This window comes from Cytophagaceae bacterium ABcell3 (assembly GCA_030913385.1).
Taxonomy (GTDB): Bacteria; Bacteroidota; Bacteroidia; order Cytophagales; family Cytophagaceae; genus ABcell3.
In genome coordinates, this window is sequence record CP133159.1 from 2843150 (window position 1) to 2862896 (window position 19747).

A 19747-nucleotide genomic window follows, 5' to 3' on the forward strand; every position below is an offset into this window, starting at 1 on the left:
TGACTTTTAACTTTAAATTAGTTATATTATTTTTATAAAATATTACACGAAAGGAACAACAATATGAAAAAAATTATACTCTCATCAATGCTTTTGTTTTTTCTTCTTGCAGGTTGCAAGAAAGATAGAGACGACGTGAGGCCTTCCTCTAGCCAAAGTAGCGCATCAGGAACGTCTGCTGAATTTGATCATCATGGCGACCCTTCTTGCCCTGCTTCTGTATTTGACCTTTATGCCGGGCAGCATATCCTTATAGGAGATGTTACGGTTTCAAATGATCAGGAAAATATATATGTTTCTTTTAATACTAAAGATGGCTGGGCTGTAAAGCATACGCACCTTTATGTTGGGCCTCGTGGTGATATGCCTGTTAATAGTTCTGGTAACCCTAGGATTGGTCACTTCCCAAATAGTACCCCTCATGATCCTGCTGTTGCAAATTATACATACACGATTCCAAGAAGTTCATTGCCTGCTGATGAATGTATTGTTATAGCAGCTCATGCAGAAGCTGTATTGTTAGGTGACAATGGTGAAGTAAAACAAGCGGAAACTGCTTGGAGTGCTGGAAGTCCAATTTCAGACGGAGGTAGCTGGGCGACGTATTCTGATTATTGTATATGTGAAAGTTCTAATGATGATTCCGGATCTAATGATGGTACTGGAACTGGTGGCTCTGGAACAGGTTCTGGATCTGGTAGTGGGGGAGGATCTGGAAGTTCTGATGGGTCTGGATCTGGCGACGGTGGATCAGATGATGATGGTGACGGTGATGGTGGATCAGGCGACAGTGGATCAGGAGATGACGGTGATGGAGGAATAACTATTCCAATTAATCACTAATGCATAATTAAGTTGTGTAAATAAATGCCCTAGGTTCTTTAGGAATCTAGGGCATTTTCTATTTATTCAAGCACATGATAAAAGTATAGTAAGGGGGGCTAAGAGAACTTGGGAGCTTTCTGTTCTCTTAGTTTTGTTGTTCCAACCACCTGGATAAAAAACAGTCATATACTCTGTAATATTGACCTTGTCCATCCATATCTTTGTATATCATTTCTTTATTTAAAAGCGCTTCTAATGCCCTTTGTACATTAGTGGCTGTGCCTACCTTGAATATCTTTAAAAAATCACTTGAAGTCGGATGGTATACTTTATCTGTTTTTGCTATTGCTTTTAACAAGTTCCATTGAATGTTGGTCAAAAGGCTGCGGTATTGGTAGAATATATACTCTTGCTCTTTGAGTATTTCACTGCATTTTAGCTTGGTTGTTTCCAAATTAATTTTGCTTTCTCCACATGCAAACAAACGGTTACAGATAACTTGGGTATAATATGTATGTAGTTTGGAAAAGTCCAATATGAAATTGATTGAATCGTCGTCTATTTTTCTTTTATTTTGCTTGAACTTTTCCAGTATGTAAGCAAAGTATTCTTGATGGGGAATAGGTTCAAGATAAACAGCTTGTGTGCTAGAGAAAAAAGGCCTTTTACTGTCATTGAACATTTCAGACAGAAGGTGTTTGTTGCTGCCGCTAAAGATAAAGTGGACATTTTTTAAGGGTTGGATCAATGTTCTAAGAAAAGCTTCAATATTGCGCTCTGGATAAGTTGCAATTTGCTGAAATTCATCAAAAGCAATAAGAACCTCTATTTTTTGCTGTTCTAAAAAACTTAATATACCTGTTAAAGATTGTTCATAGTCTCCTGACCGGGAAAACTCTAAGTTTATTTCCGGTAGGCCTGTGAGAGGGTCAAAACTTATAATAGGGCGAAAACTTTTTATTAATTTCATCAATTTCTTCCCTATAGGATTTGACTCAGGAAAAGCTTGAACTACTGCTGCTGCTACTGTATTGGTAAATTCTTTAAAGTTTTGAGTAGAGTAAATATCTATGTAAACAGGTTTTACTTTTGAATTTTTGTTTAAGAGGTGAAAACAATGGTGTATCAATCCTGTCTTTCCCATTCGCCTTATTGACAACAGGGTAGAATTCACTCCATTGAGCAAGTTTGAAGTTAACCTTTCTGTCTCTTGCTTTCGGTCACAGAAGAAGTTTGGGCCATGGTAGCCGGTTAGAAAAAATGGATTTTTATTTACACTCATAAAGTTTTACTATTATACATTATGTATAATACAAATTGTTTAAATTTTTGTTCTTTCCACAAAGTAGATGCCTTTATAAAAGTTCAAGTTTCTGATATGGTAAAATTTGCTGCTAGTATACTAAGAATAAACCAATTGGTATTATTGTCAGAAAAAAATATTTCAATGAAAAAAAATATGATGATAGCAACGGTCAGGAATAACTATTTGATTGAGAAATATCATAATTTCTTCTAACAATTTGAAGGTTATTTGCATATATATAATATAATAAATTTTTAAAAGTTATGCCTAAGAATATTACAGCGGAGGAAGCCGTAAAAGTAATTAAATCTGGAGACCGGGTATTTGTTCATAGTGTTGCTGCAGCACCACAAATCTTGACAGAGGCCATGACAGCACGGGCGCATGAGTTGGAAAAAGTGGAGGTTGTGCATTTACATACAGAAGGGAATGCACCTTATGTTCAACATGAAAATGCCGATACTTTTAGGCTTCATTCATTATTTGTGGGGGAAAATGTTCGTAAAGCTACCCAAGAGGGTCGTGCAGACTATATTCCTGTCTTTCTTTCTGAGACACCTGGCCTTTTTAGGAAAAACGTACTTCCTTTAGATGTTGCACTTGTACAAATATCCCCGCCTGACAGATTTGGTTACTGTTCATTGGGTACTTCTGTTGATGCCAGTAAGGCAGCAGTAGAAATGGCAAAAGTTGTTATAGCCCAAGTAAACCCTAAAATGCCACGTACCTATGGCGATGCATTGATGCATGTTAGGAACTTTGATATTTTAGTTGATCATGAGTGCCCGCTTCACGAGGTGCCTCCTGCACCGCCTACCGATATAGAAAAACAGATTGGTTATCATGTAGCTTCACTCATTGAGGATGGTGCTACCTTGCAAATGGGAATTGGTGCTATTCCTAATGCTGTCCTTAGCCATTTGGATAACCATAAAAACTTGGGTATTCATACAGAAATGTTTTCTGATGGATTAATTCCTCTTGTGGAGAAAGGTGTGGTTACTGGTTCTGAAAAAACGGTTTACCCAAATAGAATTGTCAGCACTTTTGTCATGGGTACCAACAAAACCTATGACTTTATTAATGAAAACCCTCAGGTGTTAATGATGGAAGTGAACTTTGTTAATGACGTGTCCATCATTAGGAAAAACCATAAAATGACAGCTATCAATAGCGCCATTGAAATAGATATTACTGGCCAGGTGTGTTCTGACTCTATAGGTACCAAACATTATTCAGGGGTTGGGGGGCAAATAGACTTTATTCGTGGTGCATCGTATGTTGACGGAGGTAAACCTATTATTGCTATGCCATCTGTTACCTCTAAGGGCGTAAGTAAAATTGTACCTTATCTGAAACAAGGGGCAGGTGTAGTTACTACACGGGCTAATGTACACTATATAGTTACGGAATACGGAGTTGTAGATTTATATGGAAAGTCGTTAAGACAACGTGCCGAGTTACTTATCAGTATTGCACACCCTGACCATAGAGAAGCCTTGGAGAAAGCTGTTTTTGAACGTTTTGGAAAACTTTAATAATGTTAATTGGTTCTTGATACTGCAAGTTTTGTATATTTAGCACTTTCTAATTAGTGTAAAAGTTTCTCTACTACTTTTTTAGTATAGAACTTTATACCGCAAGCTTTTTTATCCAGTATAATTCAAGATGGAAAGTGAATATGCAAAATATGAAATAGAGGATGGACTTTTGTTCTGTTTTTATAAGCCTGGTTTTGTAATTGATTTGGCTGTTGCAAAAAGTGTGGTTGCTGATAGACATAGGTTTTCTAAGGGAAAGTGTTATGCTGTTGTCATTGATTGCAGGAACCTAAAGGTGATCACCAAAGAAGCAAGGGAGTATTTGTCCACTTATGACGGCGTTAGAGGAATTAAGTCGAGTGCATTTATAGTAAAGGGTAACATTCAAAAGTTACTAATTAACTTCTTTGTCCGTGTCCATAAACCAGCCCTTCCTTTGAAGGTTTTCACAGGCATGGATGAAGCTGTTTCCTGGATAAGGAGAGGGGCAATGGTAATGCATTAGACTTCCGTAAGTGGCAACCATACCAAAATGAGTAGATCGTGATTGATTCTTAAAATACAAAAAGCACCAAGCTATTTAGAATTACTGCCTGAATATATATTCGGGCAGTAATGTTTTACAACCGTTGGTGCTGGTAGGGCGTAAAAGAGCAACTCCAATACTTCTTTTGGCCAAGCCTTATTGCAGCTCTAGCTTAAATCTTTTTGTTTGTTCTCCTGTAGAAATTGTAAAATACCCCTCTTCTAATCTCTTGTCCCCATGTTTGTCTGGGAAACTCAAATGCTTCCATGGGTTTACAGCAAATGTAAATGTCTTGCTTTCCCCTGGCTTTAGCTGCTGCTTTTCAAAATGTTTTAACTCTTTTATAGGGCGTGTAATACTGGCAACCTCATCACTTACAAACCAAAGGACAGACTCTTTACCAACTCTGTTGCCTGTATTCGTAACAGTAACCTGGCACTTTACGGTAGAATTAACAGAAACTACTGTGTCGCTTATGGTAATGTCTGAGTATTCAAAGTTTGTATAGCTTAAGCCCTGTCCAAAATCTATGAGGCTATACCTTTGCAAATCCTCACTAACAGGACGTAACTCCGAAAATTCGCTACGCTTATGGTTATAAGGAATAACGTGGCCTTGTTTCCATGGATAAGTGAATGACATTTTTCCCGAAGGGTTTATATTGCCGCTAATAATTTCAGCAATGGCTGTTGCCCCTTCATTGCCTGGTAGACCGGCAAAGATGATCCCATCGCAACGGTCTGCAATTTTATGTATAATTAAAGGACGCCCTTCGGTAAGTAATAATATGACAGGCTTACCGGTCATAAAAGCTTCCTTTGCTAAAGCTATTTGATGTTCAGGAAGCTCAAGGTCATCTATGCTTCCATCGGTTTCTGCATAAGCTGTTTCTTCTCCCAAAGCTAGTATAACTACGTCTGCGTCTACGGCCTTATTGCTGAGTGTTGAAAGTTCAGCAAGTTCTACTGTAGTGTTTTCCAACTCTTTAGTTAGGGCAGAATAAATGGTGGGCATATCCTTTGGGAACCATATATCGCTCTGAGGAGCAAATCTGTACGTCCAGCCCCCACAAAGAGGGACCTTCCTATCGGCATTAGGCCCTGCCAAAACTATTTTTTTTATATCTTTTTGAAGTGGTAGTACATTTTTCTCATTTTTCACCAGAACAATAGATTCCCTGGCGGCATTAAGGGCTACTTTTTTGTGTTCTTCGGCTCCAATTCTTTCAAAACGGTCATTTCTAGGATATGGATTGTCGAATAAGCCCAAGTCCATCTTTAGTTTTAATATTCTCCTGACCGACTGATCAATTCTTTCCTCTGATATCCTGCCTTCTTCTACTAATTCCTTTAAGTATTTACAAAAGCTGGTGGAGTAAGGCACCATAGACATGTCAATACCTGCATCTATAGCCAAAAAAGTGGCCTCTTTTTCATTTTCAGCGACAAAATGCATTTTTTCTAGCGCAATGATGTCTAGCCAGTCTGTAACCGCCACCCCTTCGAAGCCCAGCTCTTTTCTAAGCAATCCGGTTAAAATTTCTTTATTGGCATGTACGGGAATCCCATTTATTTCCCCGCTGTTTATCATAACAGTTTTGACGCCTGCATTAATAGCTTTTTGAAATGCTGGAAGGAAAAACTCTCTAAGTGCCTGATCCGGAATTTCGGCTGGTGAGCGGTCCCAGCCTGACTTAGGGTCTGAATATCCTATAAAATGTTTGGCGCAGGCTGCTACCTTATATGGGGCTGCTTCTTGACAGTTTTGGATACCGTTGACGAATGCAGTTCCAAACTCTGCTGTTACCATTGGATCTTCACCAAAAGTTTCATAATACCTTCCCCAAAATTTATTTCTTCCTAGGTCCAGGACTGGTGCAAACAACCAGCTATGTCCTAAGTCAGCAGTTTCTATAACCGTTATTTTACCGGTTTCATAGGCAAATGTAGTGTCGAATGTGGCTGCTAAATTAATGTTGTGAGGGAAAATCGTACCACCATTTAAATAGCTACTGCCATGAACATGATCTACTCCATAGATAATAGGAATTTTGAGCCTCGAGTGTTTCATGTTGGTCCGTTGAAGACCATTTATATATTCAAACCAGTTTTCAGGATCTACGCCGCGGCCATTGAGAAATGAACCTACATGGTGGTTCTTTACAAAATCGATAAGTTTATTGGTGTCGAGTACAAAAGTGGTAACGGAGTCATAGTGTTCCTGTATGGAATCTGACATGATAGTGGTAATATTTAATTGGGTCATTTGCCCAATTTTCTCTTCAAGGGTCATTTGGGAAAGCAAGTTTTCCACAGGGTCATTGTTTTGTTCGCTACTGCAACTGACTAGCAAGCCTGTGGAAAGTACTATGAGGAAGAAAAGTGTTCTGGAGAGCATATTTTATAATATATATACGGTATTAACTCCAAAAATATATAAATCAAGTCTAAAAAAGATGGATAATATCATTCTTTTTGATTGATTTTAGGGATATTTGCTCAAATTTTTAGTAAATCTTTAAATCCTTTTTTATGAAATACAGAACTTTTGGAAGAACAGGCTGGAAAATCAGTGAAATTGGTTATGGCATGTGGGGCATGGCAGGATGGACAGGCTGGGATAGAAAAGAATGTGATTATTGTTTAGATTTGGCTGTTGAGTTAGGTTGTAACTTCTTTGATACCGCTTGGGGATATGCAGAGGGAGCCAGTGAGCGGATTCTCGGAGACCTGGTAAAAAGGTTTCCTGGCAAGAAATTATATACAGCCACAAAAGTACCTCCTGCAAATTTTAAATGGCCTTCTAAAAGAGAATATACGCTTGATGAGTGTTTCCCGCCTGAACATATCATTGAGTATACCGAGAAAAGCTTGAAAAATATTGGTGTTGAAACCATAGACCTTCTACAGTTCCATGTTTGGGAAGACGCTTGGGTTAATGATGACCGTTGGAAAGAAGCTTTGGAAAAACTTAAGAAAGACGGTAAAATTAGGGCTGCTGGTATCAGTATCAACCGGTGGGAACCTGAAAACAGTTTGGAGACTATCAAAGATGGCCATATAGATGCTGTACAGGTTATTTACAATATTTTTGATCAAGCACCAGAAGATAAGCTTTTCCCTCTATGTGAACAGGAAAATATTGGGGTAATAGCCAGGGTGCCATTTGATGAAGGTACTTTGACTGGCACCTTTACTAAAGAAACTACTTTTCCTAAAGATGACTGGCGTAGTACTTATTTTGTTCCGGAAAACCTTCATAGCAGTGTGGAGCATGCAGATCGGTTAAAACCTGTTGTGCCAGAAAATATGACTATGCCTGAAATGGCGCTGAAGTTTATTCTTGGCAATAAAACAGTAAGTACAACTATTCCTGGTATGAGAAGGGAAAAACATGTGCGGGCTAACATTGGTGTAAGCGATTCTGCACCTATAGAACAAGCTTTGTTGAATAAGCTTAGGGAGCACCGGTGGGATAGGCAACCTACTGCTTGGTCTCAATAAATAAAAAGGGCCGGATTTCTCCGGCCTTTTTTTATTACCAATCATCTTCATCTTTAATTTCTCCAGACTCTACTGCTTGTTGTAGGGCTTCTAATAACGAGGTCATCTCTTTATTAAAGTTTTTGTAAAGCTCTGTTTTGTTCTGATGGCGTTGTTTCTGATAAAACGTTTCTAAAGGCACGGCTGATTTTTCATCATTTTTATTGTCATAAATGGAGAAGTCCGTCAAAGTATAGCGGTATTTCCCGTCTTTCTGTGCTATGCTCATGTTAAACAATACGGTGTGTTTGTGTTTGTATCTGTAATCATAAGTGATGATTACTTCAAAGGAGCCTTTTCTGCTTACTTCACTTTTCTCTTTGTCTTCTTTTACTTTTTCTTTATTAGAAAAATATACTTCTAGCCATTTTCTGGTCTTCTCAAATATTTCATTTTGATCTTGACCTTCTATCTCTACAGTTTCTTGATAGGTAATCTTTTGGTTATCCGGATCGGTCGGAAATGTTTGGGCGATAAGGCTTTTGCCGGTAAATAGCAATAAGGCAAATATTCCAATGTATTTTAAATGCATAAACGATACTTTTAATATAGTTAATTAAATAAGAGTTTTTGGTATGGCAATTTTCCAAGTTTAAATATAAATAATTAAACTCATAAATTGCAATAGAACTTAGTATGCATGGGTAATTGATTTGAAATCAGTTGTTTCCCCTTGCTGTTGTAGTCAAGGCTAATTATGCTTACGTAAAAATTTTAGAGAGGTTTATAGTCATGTGCACTATAAAAAGATAGGGGAGGGGCTTAAATCTGAAATACTTCATAGAGCTTTCTATTAAGTAGCAAAATAAATTAACTCAGTCGCTTTGCTCACAGTTGTGCCTTAACCATAGCGCTGCTGTGCTGTGCGATGCAAAAGTACTGATTTAATGTTATTTTGCTCTTTATGCCGAAATCTATCGCATAGTTCAGGTTAAACTTTTTCATGCGCATTTACGCACATGCCTGTTATGGTACTTTCAGCTATACAGTTTTCGCTAATACCGTTGATTTTCACTTTTCTTATTTCGTTAATAAGTAAAGGGTCATAAGGTATGGCTACTTTAATATAGTTGTCTGTAAAGCCAAACATCATTCCGTCTTCATTGTCAGCCTCAAATAGAACATTGTGTTCCGTTCCTACAAACTGCTCATAAAAGAACCTTTTCTTTTTTTCAGAAAGGCTTCTAAGCATTTTAGTTCTGTTGCTTCTTTCTTTTTGGGGAACAGTAGGCTTGATAGACAGCGCATGCGTATTTGCCCGTTCAGAATAAGTAAACACGTGCAAATAAGTAATGTCAAGCTCATTTAGGAAATTGTAAGTCTCCTTGAAGTCTTCGTCCGTTTCTCCCGGAAAACCTGTAATTACATCTACGCCAATGCAACAGTTAGGGATTGTTGCTTTAATCTTGCTGATTCTTTCTTCATAAAGCTCTCTGAGATACCGTCTGCGCATCATTTTCAGGATCTTGTTGCAGCCAGATTGTAATGGTATGTGAAAGTGCGGAACAAACTTTTTTGACTGCGCTGTAAATTCGATAATTTCGTCGGTAAGCAAATTGGGCTCTATAGAAGAAATCCTAAATCTCTGAATCTGTTCGATTTTATCAAGCTCTTTGACCAAAGTATAAAAAGAAGTGGTTCTTTTGCCGTTTGTTATACCATAGTCTCCAATATTTACCCCTGTAAGAACAATTTCTTTTACGTCACGAGTGGCAATTTCTTTTGCCGTTCTGAGGATACTGTCCACCGAATCGCTACGGCTTTTACCTCTTGCTTGGGGAATGGTACAAAAAGAACAGACATAATCACAACCATCCTGAACTTTAAGAAAAGTTCGAGTACGGTCATTTACAGAATAAGAGCAGTAGTAGTCTTTGGCTTCAGAGATGTCGCTAGCCAAGACCAGTGCTTTGTCTTTTTTATCAAAATTGTCAATGAGTTCCAGTAGCTTAAATTTTTCAGAGGCGCCTAATACGGCATCAACACCTGGAATTTCTGCGATTTCTGTAGGTTTTAGCTGTGCAAAACATCCGATAATAGCAATAAAAGCATTAGGGTTAAATTTTAATGCCTCTTTAACCACCTTTTTACATTTCTTGTCAGCATTGTCCGTTACAGAACAGGTGTTGATTACATAAATGTCTGCTTTTTTATGAAATGCTACCTTTTTGTAACCCTTTTCTTCAAAAAGGCGGGATATCGTAGAAGACTCGGAGAAATTTAGCTTACAGCCTAGTGTGTAAAACGCTACCATTTTATTCATATAGCAAATTTAGGCAAATGTTACCTTATTTTATGGTAGGAGCGTAGAAAAAAATAGATGTTTATTAAAAACTTTTGTGAATTTTTGAACAACCGCTAGGCGGGGTAGTTTTTCTTTTCTTTGAATTTGCAATATGTTAACTATCTAATGTTCTATTAATATTTTTTGTGTTGTTAAAAGATATGAACCTTTTAGTTAAAAATGTAATTTATGCACAAAGGGTGAAAATATAAGGCGGTTGTTGGGGAAAACATGTAAATAATTTAAATTTGCATTAAAATTTAGATCAAAGTTTGCTGATTTAAATAAAAAATCTCTATTTTTACTCAAAATTAAAAAACCATTATCCAAACTTAACCAATATGGCTTATTTAAGATTTAAAGCTTTAGAAACAGCTACAGGAAGAAAACCTGTTAAAGTAAAACATCCCTCAATAAGGGTTTCTGATTATTATGGTGAGAATGTTTTCGGAATTGATGCAATGAAAAAAACATTGTCGCCAAGTATATTTAAGAAAGTTCAGCAAGCCATATCTAAAGGAGAGAAAGTAGATAGCGCAACTGCAGAAGCTGTTGCTGCTGCTATGAAATCTTGGGCTATGGAAAAAGGAGTAACGCACTATACCCACTGGTTCCAACCTTTGACAGATGCTACTGCTGAGAAACATGATGCTTTCTTTGAAATAGATGAGCAAGGAAAAGCAATAGAAAAATTCAGAGGAAGTGCACTTGTTCAACAAGAGCCTGATGCTTCTTCTTTCCCTAATGGTGGTATTAGAAATACTTTCGAAGCTAGAGGATATACCGCTTGGGATCCTTCTTCTCCTGCTTTTATCATGACAAGTGGAGGAAGTGCCACGCTTTGCATACCTACTATATTTGTTTCTTATACCGGAGAAGCGCTAGATTATAAAACACCTCTTCTAAAAGCTTTGACTGCTGTTGATAAAGCTGCTGTTGATGTGTGTCAGTATTTTGACAAAGATATTACTAAAGTTACTGCCACTTTAGGAACTGAGCAAGAGTATTTCTTGATCGATAAAGCACTTTATGCTGCCAGACCTGATATCGTGATGTCTGGAAGGACTGTTTTCGGGCATTCTCCAGCAAGAGGTCAGCAGCTTGAAGACCATTACTTTGGTTCTATCCCTCCAAGGGTACACAGGTTTATGGTAGACTTCGAAATTGAAGCTCTTAAACTTGGTATGCCGGTAAGAACCCGTCACAATGAGGTGGCTCCAGGTCAGTTCGAAGTGGCTCCTACCTTTGAAGAGTGTAACTTGGCAGCAGACCATAACCAGCTTTTAATGGACTTGATGTCTAAAATTGCGGAAAGACATAGCCTTAAAGTTCTTTTCCATGAAAAGCCTTTTGCTGGTATCAACGGTAGTGGTAAGCACTGCAACTGGTCTCTTAGCACCAATACTGGTAAAAACCTTTTAGGGCCAAGCAGCAAACCAAAGGAAAACCTTATTTTCCTTACTTTCTTTGTTAATGCTATTAAGGCTGTACACGATTATGATGACTTGTTGAGAGCGTCTATTGCTTCTGCTGGTAATGATCACAGACTTGGAGCCAACGAAGCGCCTCCAGCTATTATGTCAGTATTTATCGGTGAGCAGCTTTCTGGTGTTCTTGAAGAGCTAGAGAAAAACGGTAACGTTAAAATTGATAAAGGTGATAATGTTTACATGAAATTAGGTATCAGTAAAATACCTGAAATTTTATTGGACAACACCGACAGAAACAGGACTTCTCCTTTTGCTTTTACTGGTAATAAGTTTGAATTTAGAGCTGTAGGTTCACATGCAAACGTTGCCGCTCCTCTTACTGTACTTAACACTATTATGGCAGAGACCTTAGTGAAATTTAAAGAGGATGTTGACAAGCAAATAAAGAATGGTAACAAGAAAGAAGTTGCTATTATCAATGTTCTTAGAGAGTATGTAATTGCTACTAAGAAAATCAGATTTGAAGGCAACGGATATTCTGATGAATGGGTAGAGGAGGCAGCAGGTAGAGGTCTTAACAACGTTAAGACTACTTGCCAAGCGTTAGACTTCTATCTATCTGATAAAGCTAAAGAAGTTTTCGCTAAGCACAAGGTGCTTTCAGAGAGGGAGCTTGAGGCTAGATATGAAATCATGGCTGAAAATTATATCCTGAAGATTCAGATTGAATCAAGGGTGATGGGCGATTTGGCGCTTAACCATGTAATTCCTACTGCAATTGCTTATCAAAACAAATTGATAAACAATGTTAAAGGAATGAAAGATATTGGCCTTGAAGCTGAGTGTTCTACTGTTATCGATGCTATTAAGGATATGTCTCGTTTCATTAAGACTATTCAAACGGATGTAGATCAAATGGTGGAAGCCAGAAAAAGAGCAAACAAGATTGAGGACGTTAGAGAAAGAGCGCTCTTGTACGGTTCAGACGTGAAGCAGTACTTTGAAACTATTCGCTATGCTGTAGACAAGTTAGAGCTTCTTGTTGATGACGAAGATTGGCCACTAGTGAAGTACAGAGAGTTATTGTTCATGAAATAATTCCTGTTAATGTTCTATAAAAAAAAAGCTCAGATTAATTTCTGAGCTTTTTTTATTTGATAACCTCAACCTCCAAGAGTTTGGGTTAACCTGAAATATGCATTATAGCTTTCTATTACGTGTCAAAATAACTTCAAATCAGACGCTTCGATAGCATTTGGTTTTTAATCATAGAGCCACTGTGCTTAGCAAAGCCAATATGCTGTTTTTTTGTTCTTTTGCCCCTCATAACGAAATATAATTTATAATCCAGGTTTACAAGCCCATTTTTAAGAGCACTGATTATTCTCATAAGCATAGTTGATTCAGGAAGACTCCGAAAAATCCACTTGGTCGCTGATTATATACCTGCAATAGACTTTCCAGCAATATAACCTGTAGACCAAGCTGCTTGGAAGTTAAACCCGCCTGTTATACCATCTATATCCATTACTTCTCCTGCAAAATATATGCCTGGACATTTCAGGCTTTCCATGGTATTGGGGTTGATTTCATTGAGGTCTACCCCTCCGCAAGTCACAAATTCTTCTTTAAAGGTGGTTTTCCCTTTTACATGAAAACGGCCTCTGAGCAATTCTTCAATTGTCTTGTTAATTGACTTATTATTGATGTCACCCCATTTTAAATCTGGGCCAATGCCGTTTATAGAAGTAATTCTTTCCCATAGGCGCCTTGGCAGATTGACCGGCGAGTGCAAGTAGACTTGTTTTTTAGGGTGTTTCTCCCTAAAGTCGATAAATAAAGTCCTTAATTCTTCTTCACTATAGCTAGGAGTCCAATTAATACTGATATAAAAGTCGTAATTTTTATCGCTCAAGGTTCTAGCAGCAAAAGCGGAAAGTTTTAATACTGCCGGACCGCTAAAGCCCCAGTGTGTAATGAGTAAAGGACCTGTGGCATGCATTTGCGTACCGTCTATTTTTACTTTTGCCTCTGGTACCGAAATACCTTGTAACCCATTCAATCTTGAGTTCGGAATATTGAATGTAAAAAGCGAAGGTACCGGATGCTTTATGTTATGTCCTAACTCTTTAATCCAATGCCATGATGCCGGGTTGGGATTACCTCCTGTAGAAATCACTATTTTGTCAAAAACAAGTTGTTCTCCGCCCCGCAAAACCAATTGAAACTCGTCACCGTGTGGCTTTATAGCACTAACTCCAAACCCAGTGTATATTTTTACACCATTTACTCTTGCTTCGCTTATTAAGCAATCTGTTATAGTAGCGGACGAGTCAGATTTAGGGAATATTCTATTGTCTGGCTCGGTTTTTAATGCTACATTTCTATTCTCAAACCAGTTAACTGTATCTTTTACAGAGAAAGTGGCAAAAACTTTACGAAGAAACTTTTCTCCTCTGGGATAGTTCTTGACTAATTGCTTGTTGTCGAAGCAAGCATTGGTAACATTGCAACGCCCTCCTCCAGAAACCAATACTTTTGATAGTAATTTATTAGACTTTTCAAATATAGATATTTCATGATAAGGGTTTAGGTGGGCACAGGTTACTGCTCCAAAAAAGCCAGCGGCCCCACCTCCGATCACAGCAACTCGTGTTTTTTTGCTCATTGTACTTTTAAAGTATATATTTTTTTCTTTTTAAATATAACTTATTTCATGTTAAGGTTAAAGTATATGTTATTTATTATGTGTTTGTTTGTAATATTTTTATATAGAATAGGGGTTATCCATTAACAAAATCTTCATTACCCTGTTTTGCTTATAAGGTTAAGATAATTTTAATCACAATAATACTATGGGAGAATTAGAAGACAAAAGAAGGGAAGTATTTGAGAAGCGGAGTCAAATTTCAAAGACTGCAGGTGAGATTATTGAAGAAACCAAGCATTTGTTAAGTGAACTACATCAATTAAGGGTGTCGTGGGAAAATGGATATCTTACGGATAAACAAACTGTACCTGTTCCAATAGAGCATGAAGCCAAAAAGCCTAAAAAGGGTAGAAAGTAATAAAGGACTTGGTAATCGTTTCGTATACAATATCTTAGACATTCAAAAGCAATGTCTAAGATTGATTTCAAAGAAATGTGTAATTGGAGTATATCTATAATGAAGTGGATTTAATCTAAAAAATAAGCGAGAGGTTATATAGATGCATATATTTGTACTTCATAGCTGGTTGAAAGATCCCGGAACCTTAACAAGAGTTCTCCGCTCTTAGTTCCGGGATTTATTTTTTTATAATAGTTTTTTTACCTCTTCCATATTAAGAGGCTTTTGAAAAATTTTAATATTTGCATCCCTAAAGGGTTGAAGTTCCCTTTCGTTCATAGTACCGGAGTGTATAAATAATGTTATTTTTTCAGCAGCAGGGAGGCTCTTTAGGGCTTCATAAAATTCTTTCCCATTCATAGTTGGCATAATAATATCGAGAAAAATTGCAGAAGGGTATTTGTTTGGAGGTAAAGACTTTAGGTGGTTAATAGCCTTTGTCCCGTCATTAAAAATGGAAACTTTCTTACAAATATTCGATTTTTCCAGTATTTTAAATGCTACAAAGGAGTAGATATAATCATCATCTATTACGTAAACTTCATTATATGGCATAGTTCCAGCTGGTAACTTATAAAAAAAATTTGTGTGGGACATAGGTTTGCTCTTTCCCAGGTACCGCCAGGACCCTGTTCATGCAACGCCTATGCCCACACAATGTTAATAGGGCATAGGTATTTCCTGTGAATGATCTGGCGGTTTGGGAAACAGGAATTACCTTATTCTTTTCTGACCATAAAGTTAGATAATGAATTGGTTATAAAACAATACTTTCTCGATAAAATATTATAAAATTTTTAGTCGTTTTTAATGTTGGTACATGTTTTATTTTACGTCAGACTTCTTGTAGAAGTTCTGTTTTAGAATGTGTTTTTATTATTAATTCAAGAAATTAATGTACAAAAATAACATTTTTTACCCTTCAAGTGTTTGATATACAGTTGTAATCTGTGTGAAATTATTTTTTTTAAAAACCAAGGCATGGTTTTAGTTGTTTTTACCTGTGTATAGTAACATTTTTCTCTGATTTGCATATATTTGGAGTGCATTAACACCTTTGCATGATTAGTTCTTTAAATAAAATTAATAAACATATCATTGTCGGAGTAGGAGCTTCGGCAGGTGGACTGGAAGCCATTCAGGAACTATTTGATCATATACCATCTGATACAGGTATCTCCTTTGTTATTATTCAACATCTGTCCCCTGACTATAAGAGTTTGATGGTTGAGCTGCTTTCTAAACATACAGCTATGGCAATATATGAAGCTGTAGATAATATGGAAGTGCAGCCTAGTTGTATATATGTCATGCCTCACAGAAAAGTGATGACCATTAGAAATGGTAAACTTGAACTTAGTGATAAGGTTTTGACACCCGCACCTAACACAGCTATTGATGTGTTTTTTGAATCTCTTGCCAAAGATGCGGGTAAGAATGCTATTGGTATAATCTTGTCTGGTACCGGTTCAGATGGGACTAAAGGTATAGGTGCTATTCAAGCGGCTGGTGGTAAGGTTATTGTACAGGATCCTGTAACTGCAAAGTTTGATGGAATGCCTAACAATGCTATCAATTCTGGTAATGTTGACCAAATTCTCCCTTTAGACCTGATCGCTGATGAACTTCTGTATTATAAAGAAGGAAATGGTTTTACAAGTCCACTTGCCATTGATTATAGTGATAAAGACCAGGAGCTAAACAATATTTTACTGCTTATACGTGACACATCTGGTGTTGATTTTACTGCTTATAAAAAACCTACTATTACGCGGAGGATTTTAAGAAGGATGGCTCTGTTGAGTATTCCTGACTTAGGGGCTTATTATTCATTTTTAAAGTTTAACACGGATGAAATAGATAATTTAAGAAAAGAGTTTTTAATAGGTGTAACACAGTTTTTTAGAGACAAAGAAGCTTTTGAAGCACTAAACGCCAAAGTGCTTGAACCTTTAGTTGAGTCTAAAAGTTTTGGTGAACCTATTAAAATCTGGGTAGCTGGCTGTAGTACCGGTGAAGAGGCTTATAGTATTGCCATCTTGATTTATGAAAAGTTGATGAAAATCAAGAAAAACCTGGACGTGAAAATTTTTGCTACAGATATAGATAAAAATGCTGTAGAGCTTGCTTCGCGCGGGGTGTTTTCTGAAAACATTGCTGAACAGGTAGATGAGTACTTGTTAAATAAATACTTTAATAAAGAAGGTGATCATTTTGTGATCAATCAGCATATTAGAAAATTGGTGATTTTTGCGCACCATGACTTAATTAAAGATCCTCCTTTTAGCAAGGTGGATTTGATTACTTGTCGCAACCTTTTGATATACCTCAACCCTGTTTTACAAAAAAAGGTGATGGCAAGGTTCCACTTTTCTTTAAATTTGGGAGGTGCGCTGTTTTTAGGTTCTAGTGAATCTCCTGGAGAATTTAAAAAGAATTTTTCTGATATAAGCAAGAAGTGGAAAATCTATAAGAATATAGAAAATTCTAAAACTTCAAATTTTGATAAAATAATATCTCCGGCGTTTTCGCATAAAACATTACAATCACAACAAGTGTCATCTACTAAAAATGCTTTGCAAAACCATGTTGCGGAACTTTTAAATGAAGCATTATTAGAGGAAGTAAGCTATGCAGGACTTTACATTGACGAAAACTTTGATCTTTTACATGCATTAGGAAACTTTAAGAAATATTTGCACCTGCCCGACAAATCGTTATCGCTAAACTTGCTAAAGATGGTGCCAGAAGATCTAAATATCGCTATGGGAACGGCGGTTAGGAAGTCACTGAAGAATAAAGAAAAGGTGGTGATAAGAAATATTAGGGTGAAGCAAGAAAAGCAATCTTATATTGTTAATATTTCTGTAAAACCTTATTTGTCAAATAACAAGCTTCAACAAAAATTCTTGCTAGTGCTGATTCATGAGGTCAATCACCAAGAGCGATTGAAAGGTGGTGAGTCTGAATGGGATCACTTTAAAAATGAAAATCAAAAGGTAAAAGATTTAGAAGCTGAACTGAAGGATACAAAAGAACACTTGCAGTCAGCTATAGAAGAGCTCGAAACTTCCAACGAGGAGCTTCAGTCAGCGAATGAAGAACTATTGTCTGCAAATGAAGAACTTCAAAGTACCAATGAAGAGCTTCAGTCCTTAAATGAAGAACTGCATACTGTCAATGCAGAGCATCAGCTCAAGATTAAGGAGCTTATTGAGTTAAACGACGACCTTTCTAATTATTTTTCAAGTACGGATATCGGGCAGGTTTTTATTGATAAAGATTTGACCATTAGGAAGTTTACCCCTGAAGTAACCAAACAAATCAATTTAATAGAATCTGACATTGGAAGGTCTATAGGGCATATTTCCAACAATATTAAGTATGGAAGTCTTATAGAAGATATCCAAGAAGTTATTGAAGAAGGGAGAACCATCCATAAGGAAGTAGAGATTAATTCTGGTAAATGGTACCTGATGAAGATATTTCCTTATATCAGACAAGATAAGCGCACAGACGGGGTTATTGTTTCATTTGTAGACATTACACCTTTAAAAGAAATGAATTCTTTTGTTTCGGGTGTTATAAATAGCTCTTTAAGTGGAATTATGGCTTTTAAAGCTGTCCGGTCTAAGGGTGAAATTGTGGACTTTGACCTTATTTTGTCTAACAAATCTGCTGAGAAACTTCTTGACAAAAACTTTTCCAAGCTTAAAAAGAAGACTTTTTCTAAAATCTGGCCTGCTTATAAAAAAAGTGGTTTGTTAGAAGCCTTTATAAATGTTACAGAGTCGGGGTTCACATACCACTCCGAGTTTCTTTTCTCTAAGAAAGCATGGTTTGATGTAGTAGCTGTCAAATTAGACGATGGTTTTGCTGTTACGTTTTCTGACATTACATTAAGGAAAAATTCACAACAGCAATTAGCTACGGCTTACCACGACTTGAAAAAAGCTGAGGAGAACCTAAAGAAACTAAACAATGAGCTGGAAAACCGTGTAGAGGAAAGAACGCGTGCCTTGGGTATTAGCGAAGAAAGGTTCCGTCTGATTTCTGAAGCAACCAATGATGTGGTTTGGGATTGGAACCTCAAAACGGGGGTTCTATGGTGGAATACCGGGTTTACAAATTTGTTTGGCTACAAGCTTCAGGACGAAGAAAGGCTTATAAACTCTTGGCAAAAGCGTATTCACCCATCGGAACGTGATAATGTTCTGAAAGGACTTAATGAATTGGTAGAAAATAAAAGGACTCAGTGGTCAGGAGAATATAAGTTTAAAAAGCAAGATGGTGACTATGCCTATATTATGCACAGGAGTTTTGCTATTACGGATGAAAATGAAGAAGTAATCAGGATTATAAGTTCCCTTATTGACCTCACTAGTTTGAAAAAGGTACAGGATGATTTAATTGTTACCAATAAAAACCTTCGTAAAATCAATAACGATCTGGATAACTTTATTTATACCGCTTCGCATGATTTGCGGGCACCAGTTTCAAATATAGAAGGGCTTGTTTTAACTTTGGAGGAGGACTTGAAGCACGAAGATGACAATGTGAACTATGTGCTCGCTCTTATCAAGGAGTCAATCGAAAAGTTTAAGGAAACTATTAAAGACTTAACGGATATTGTCAAAACCCAAAAAAACCTTGAAGAAGATGTACAAGATGTAAATTTGGAGGAACTTATTCAAGATATCGAACTTTCTGTTAGGGATTTGATACTAGATACCAAAGCCAAAATTGAGGTAGATGTCAGTGCTTGCGGAATAATTAAGTTTTCTAAAAAGAATTTAAAAAGTATCTTTTATAACCTGCTGTCAAACGCTATTAAATACAGGCATCCCAATAGACCTCCATATATAAAAGTTGATGGATATTCAGAACAAGAGTACGATGTGATCTCTGTTCAGGATAATGGTTTAGGTATAGACGATGCAAGCAAAGAAAAAGTATTTTCAATGTTTAAAAGGTTTCACGACCATGTAGAAGGGACTGGTATAGGCCTGTATATCGTAAAACGTATTATTGAAAATGCAGAAGGTAAAATAGAAGTGGACAGTGTTCCTGGTGAAGGTTCTGTGTTTAGAATGTATTTTAAAAAGAGCATTGATGGAGATGGCAACACCAAAAGCTTGTCAAGAAAAACTTTGTAATCTCTTGTTCACTTTTTCTGATAAGCA

Annotated in this window: 13 protein-coding genes; 7 read left to right on the forward strand and 6 right to left on the reverse strand. The window is 36.9% G+C overall.

The genetic code is table 11. The annotated features are described in order from the left end of the window. Positions 1-63: 63 nt before the first annotated feature. Positions 64-843 (forward strand): hypothetical protein, encoded by a 780-nt coding sequence (locus tag RCC89_11635; protein WMJ73806.1) that lies wholly within the window; start codon positions 64-66, stop codon positions 841-843. Positions 844-970: 127 nt separating this feature from the next. Here RCC89_11635 and RCC89_11640 read toward each other — a convergent pair whose 3' ends face one another. Further along, complete coding sequence (locus tag RCC89_11640; protein ID WMJ73807.1) at positions 971-2107, reverse strand: ATP-binding protein; 1137 nt, start codon at positions 2105-2107, stop codon at positions 971-973. A 287-nt stretch (positions 2108-2394) separates the two neighbouring features. On the opposite strand from RCC89_11640, the gene RCC89_11645 reads away from it, so the two are divergent. Continuing rightward, positions 2395-3669: an acetyl-CoA hydrolase/transferase C-terminal domain-containing protein gene (locus RCC89_11645; GenBank protein WMJ73808.1), complete on the forward strand. Its 1275-nt coding sequence runs from the start codon at positions 2395-2397 to the stop codon at positions 3667-3669. A 130-nt stretch (positions 3670-3799) separates the two neighbouring features. After that, entirely contained in the window at positions 3800-4177 is a 378-nt protein-coding gene (locus tag RCC89_11650) for a hypothetical protein (GenBank protein WMJ73809.1), read from the forward strand. 177 nt (positions 4178-4354) lie between these two features. On the opposite strand, the gene RCC89_11655 is transcribed toward RCC89_11650, so the two are convergent. Then, complete coding sequence (locus tag RCC89_11655) at positions 4355-6595, reverse strand: glycoside hydrolase family 3 N-terminal domain-containing protein (GenBank protein WMJ73810.1); 2241 nt, start codon at positions 6593-6595, stop codon at positions 4355-4357. Between the two features lie 134 nt (positions 6596-6729). Between RCC89_11655 and RCC89_11660 the strand changes: the two genes are divergently transcribed. Then, on the forward strand, positions 6730-7701 hold the full coding sequence (locus RCC89_11660) for an aldo/keto reductase (protein ID WMJ73811.1): 972 nt from the start codon (positions 6730-6732) through the stop codon (positions 7699-7701). A gap of 34 nt (positions 7702-7735) precedes the next feature. Here RCC89_11660 and RCC89_11665 read toward each other — a convergent pair whose 3' ends face one another. Next, positions 7736-8272 carry a DUF4468 domain-containing protein gene (locus RCC89_11665; protein WMJ73812.1) on the reverse strand — a complete coding sequence of 179 codons (537 nt, stop codon included), beginning with the start codon at positions 8270-8272 and terminating at the stop codon, positions 7736-7738. A 399-nt stretch (positions 8273-8671) separates the two neighbouring features. Beyond that, positions 8672-9994 carry a tRNA (N(6)-L-threonylcarbamoyladenosine(37)-C(2))-methylthiotransferase MtaB gene (mtaB, locus tag RCC89_11670; GenBank protein ID WMJ73813.1) on the reverse strand — a complete coding sequence of 441 codons (1323 nt, stop codon included), beginning with the start codon at positions 9992-9994 and terminating at the stop codon, positions 8672-8674. A 371-nt stretch (positions 9995-10365) separates the two neighbouring features. Here mtaB and RCC89_11675 point away from each other — a divergent pair, with 371 nt between their 5' ends. Further along, positions 10366-12552 (forward strand): glutamine synthetase III, encoded by a 2187-nt coding sequence (locus RCC89_11675; GenBank protein ID WMJ73814.1) that lies wholly within the window; start codon positions 10366-10368, stop codon positions 12550-12552. A 340-nt stretch (positions 12553-12892) separates the two neighbouring features. Here the strand turns inward: RCC89_11675 and RCC89_11680 are convergent, their stop codons facing one another. Continuing rightward, a complete protein-coding gene (locus tag RCC89_11680; protein WMJ73815.1) occupies positions 12893-14122 on the reverse strand; it encodes an NAD(P)/FAD-dependent oxidoreductase in 1230 nt (409 codons plus the stop codon). A gap of 187 nt (positions 14123-14309) precedes the next feature. Between RCC89_11680 and RCC89_11685 the strand changes: the two genes are divergently transcribed. Further along, the gene (locus RCC89_11685) at positions 14310-14522 is read left to right on the forward strand and encodes a hypothetical protein (protein ID WMJ73816.1); all 213 of its coding nucleotides are present in this window, start codon (positions 14310-14312) and stop codon (positions 14520-14522) included. 228 nt (positions 14523-14750) lie between these two features. Here RCC89_11685 and RCC89_11690 read toward each other — a convergent pair whose 3' ends face one another. Beyond that, on the reverse strand, positions 14751-15119 hold the full coding sequence (locus RCC89_11690; GenBank protein ID WMJ73817.1) for a response regulator: 369 nt from the start codon (positions 15117-15119) through the stop codon (positions 14751-14753). 506 nt (positions 15120-15625) lie between these two features. Here RCC89_11690 and RCC89_11695 point away from each other — a divergent pair. Beyond that, the gene (locus RCC89_11695; GenBank protein ID WMJ73818.1) at positions 15626-19720 is read left to right on the forward strand and encodes a chemotaxis protein CheB; all 4095 of its coding nucleotides are present in this window, start codon (positions 15626-15628) and stop codon (positions 19718-19720) included. Positions 19721-19747 lie beyond the last annotated feature (27 nt).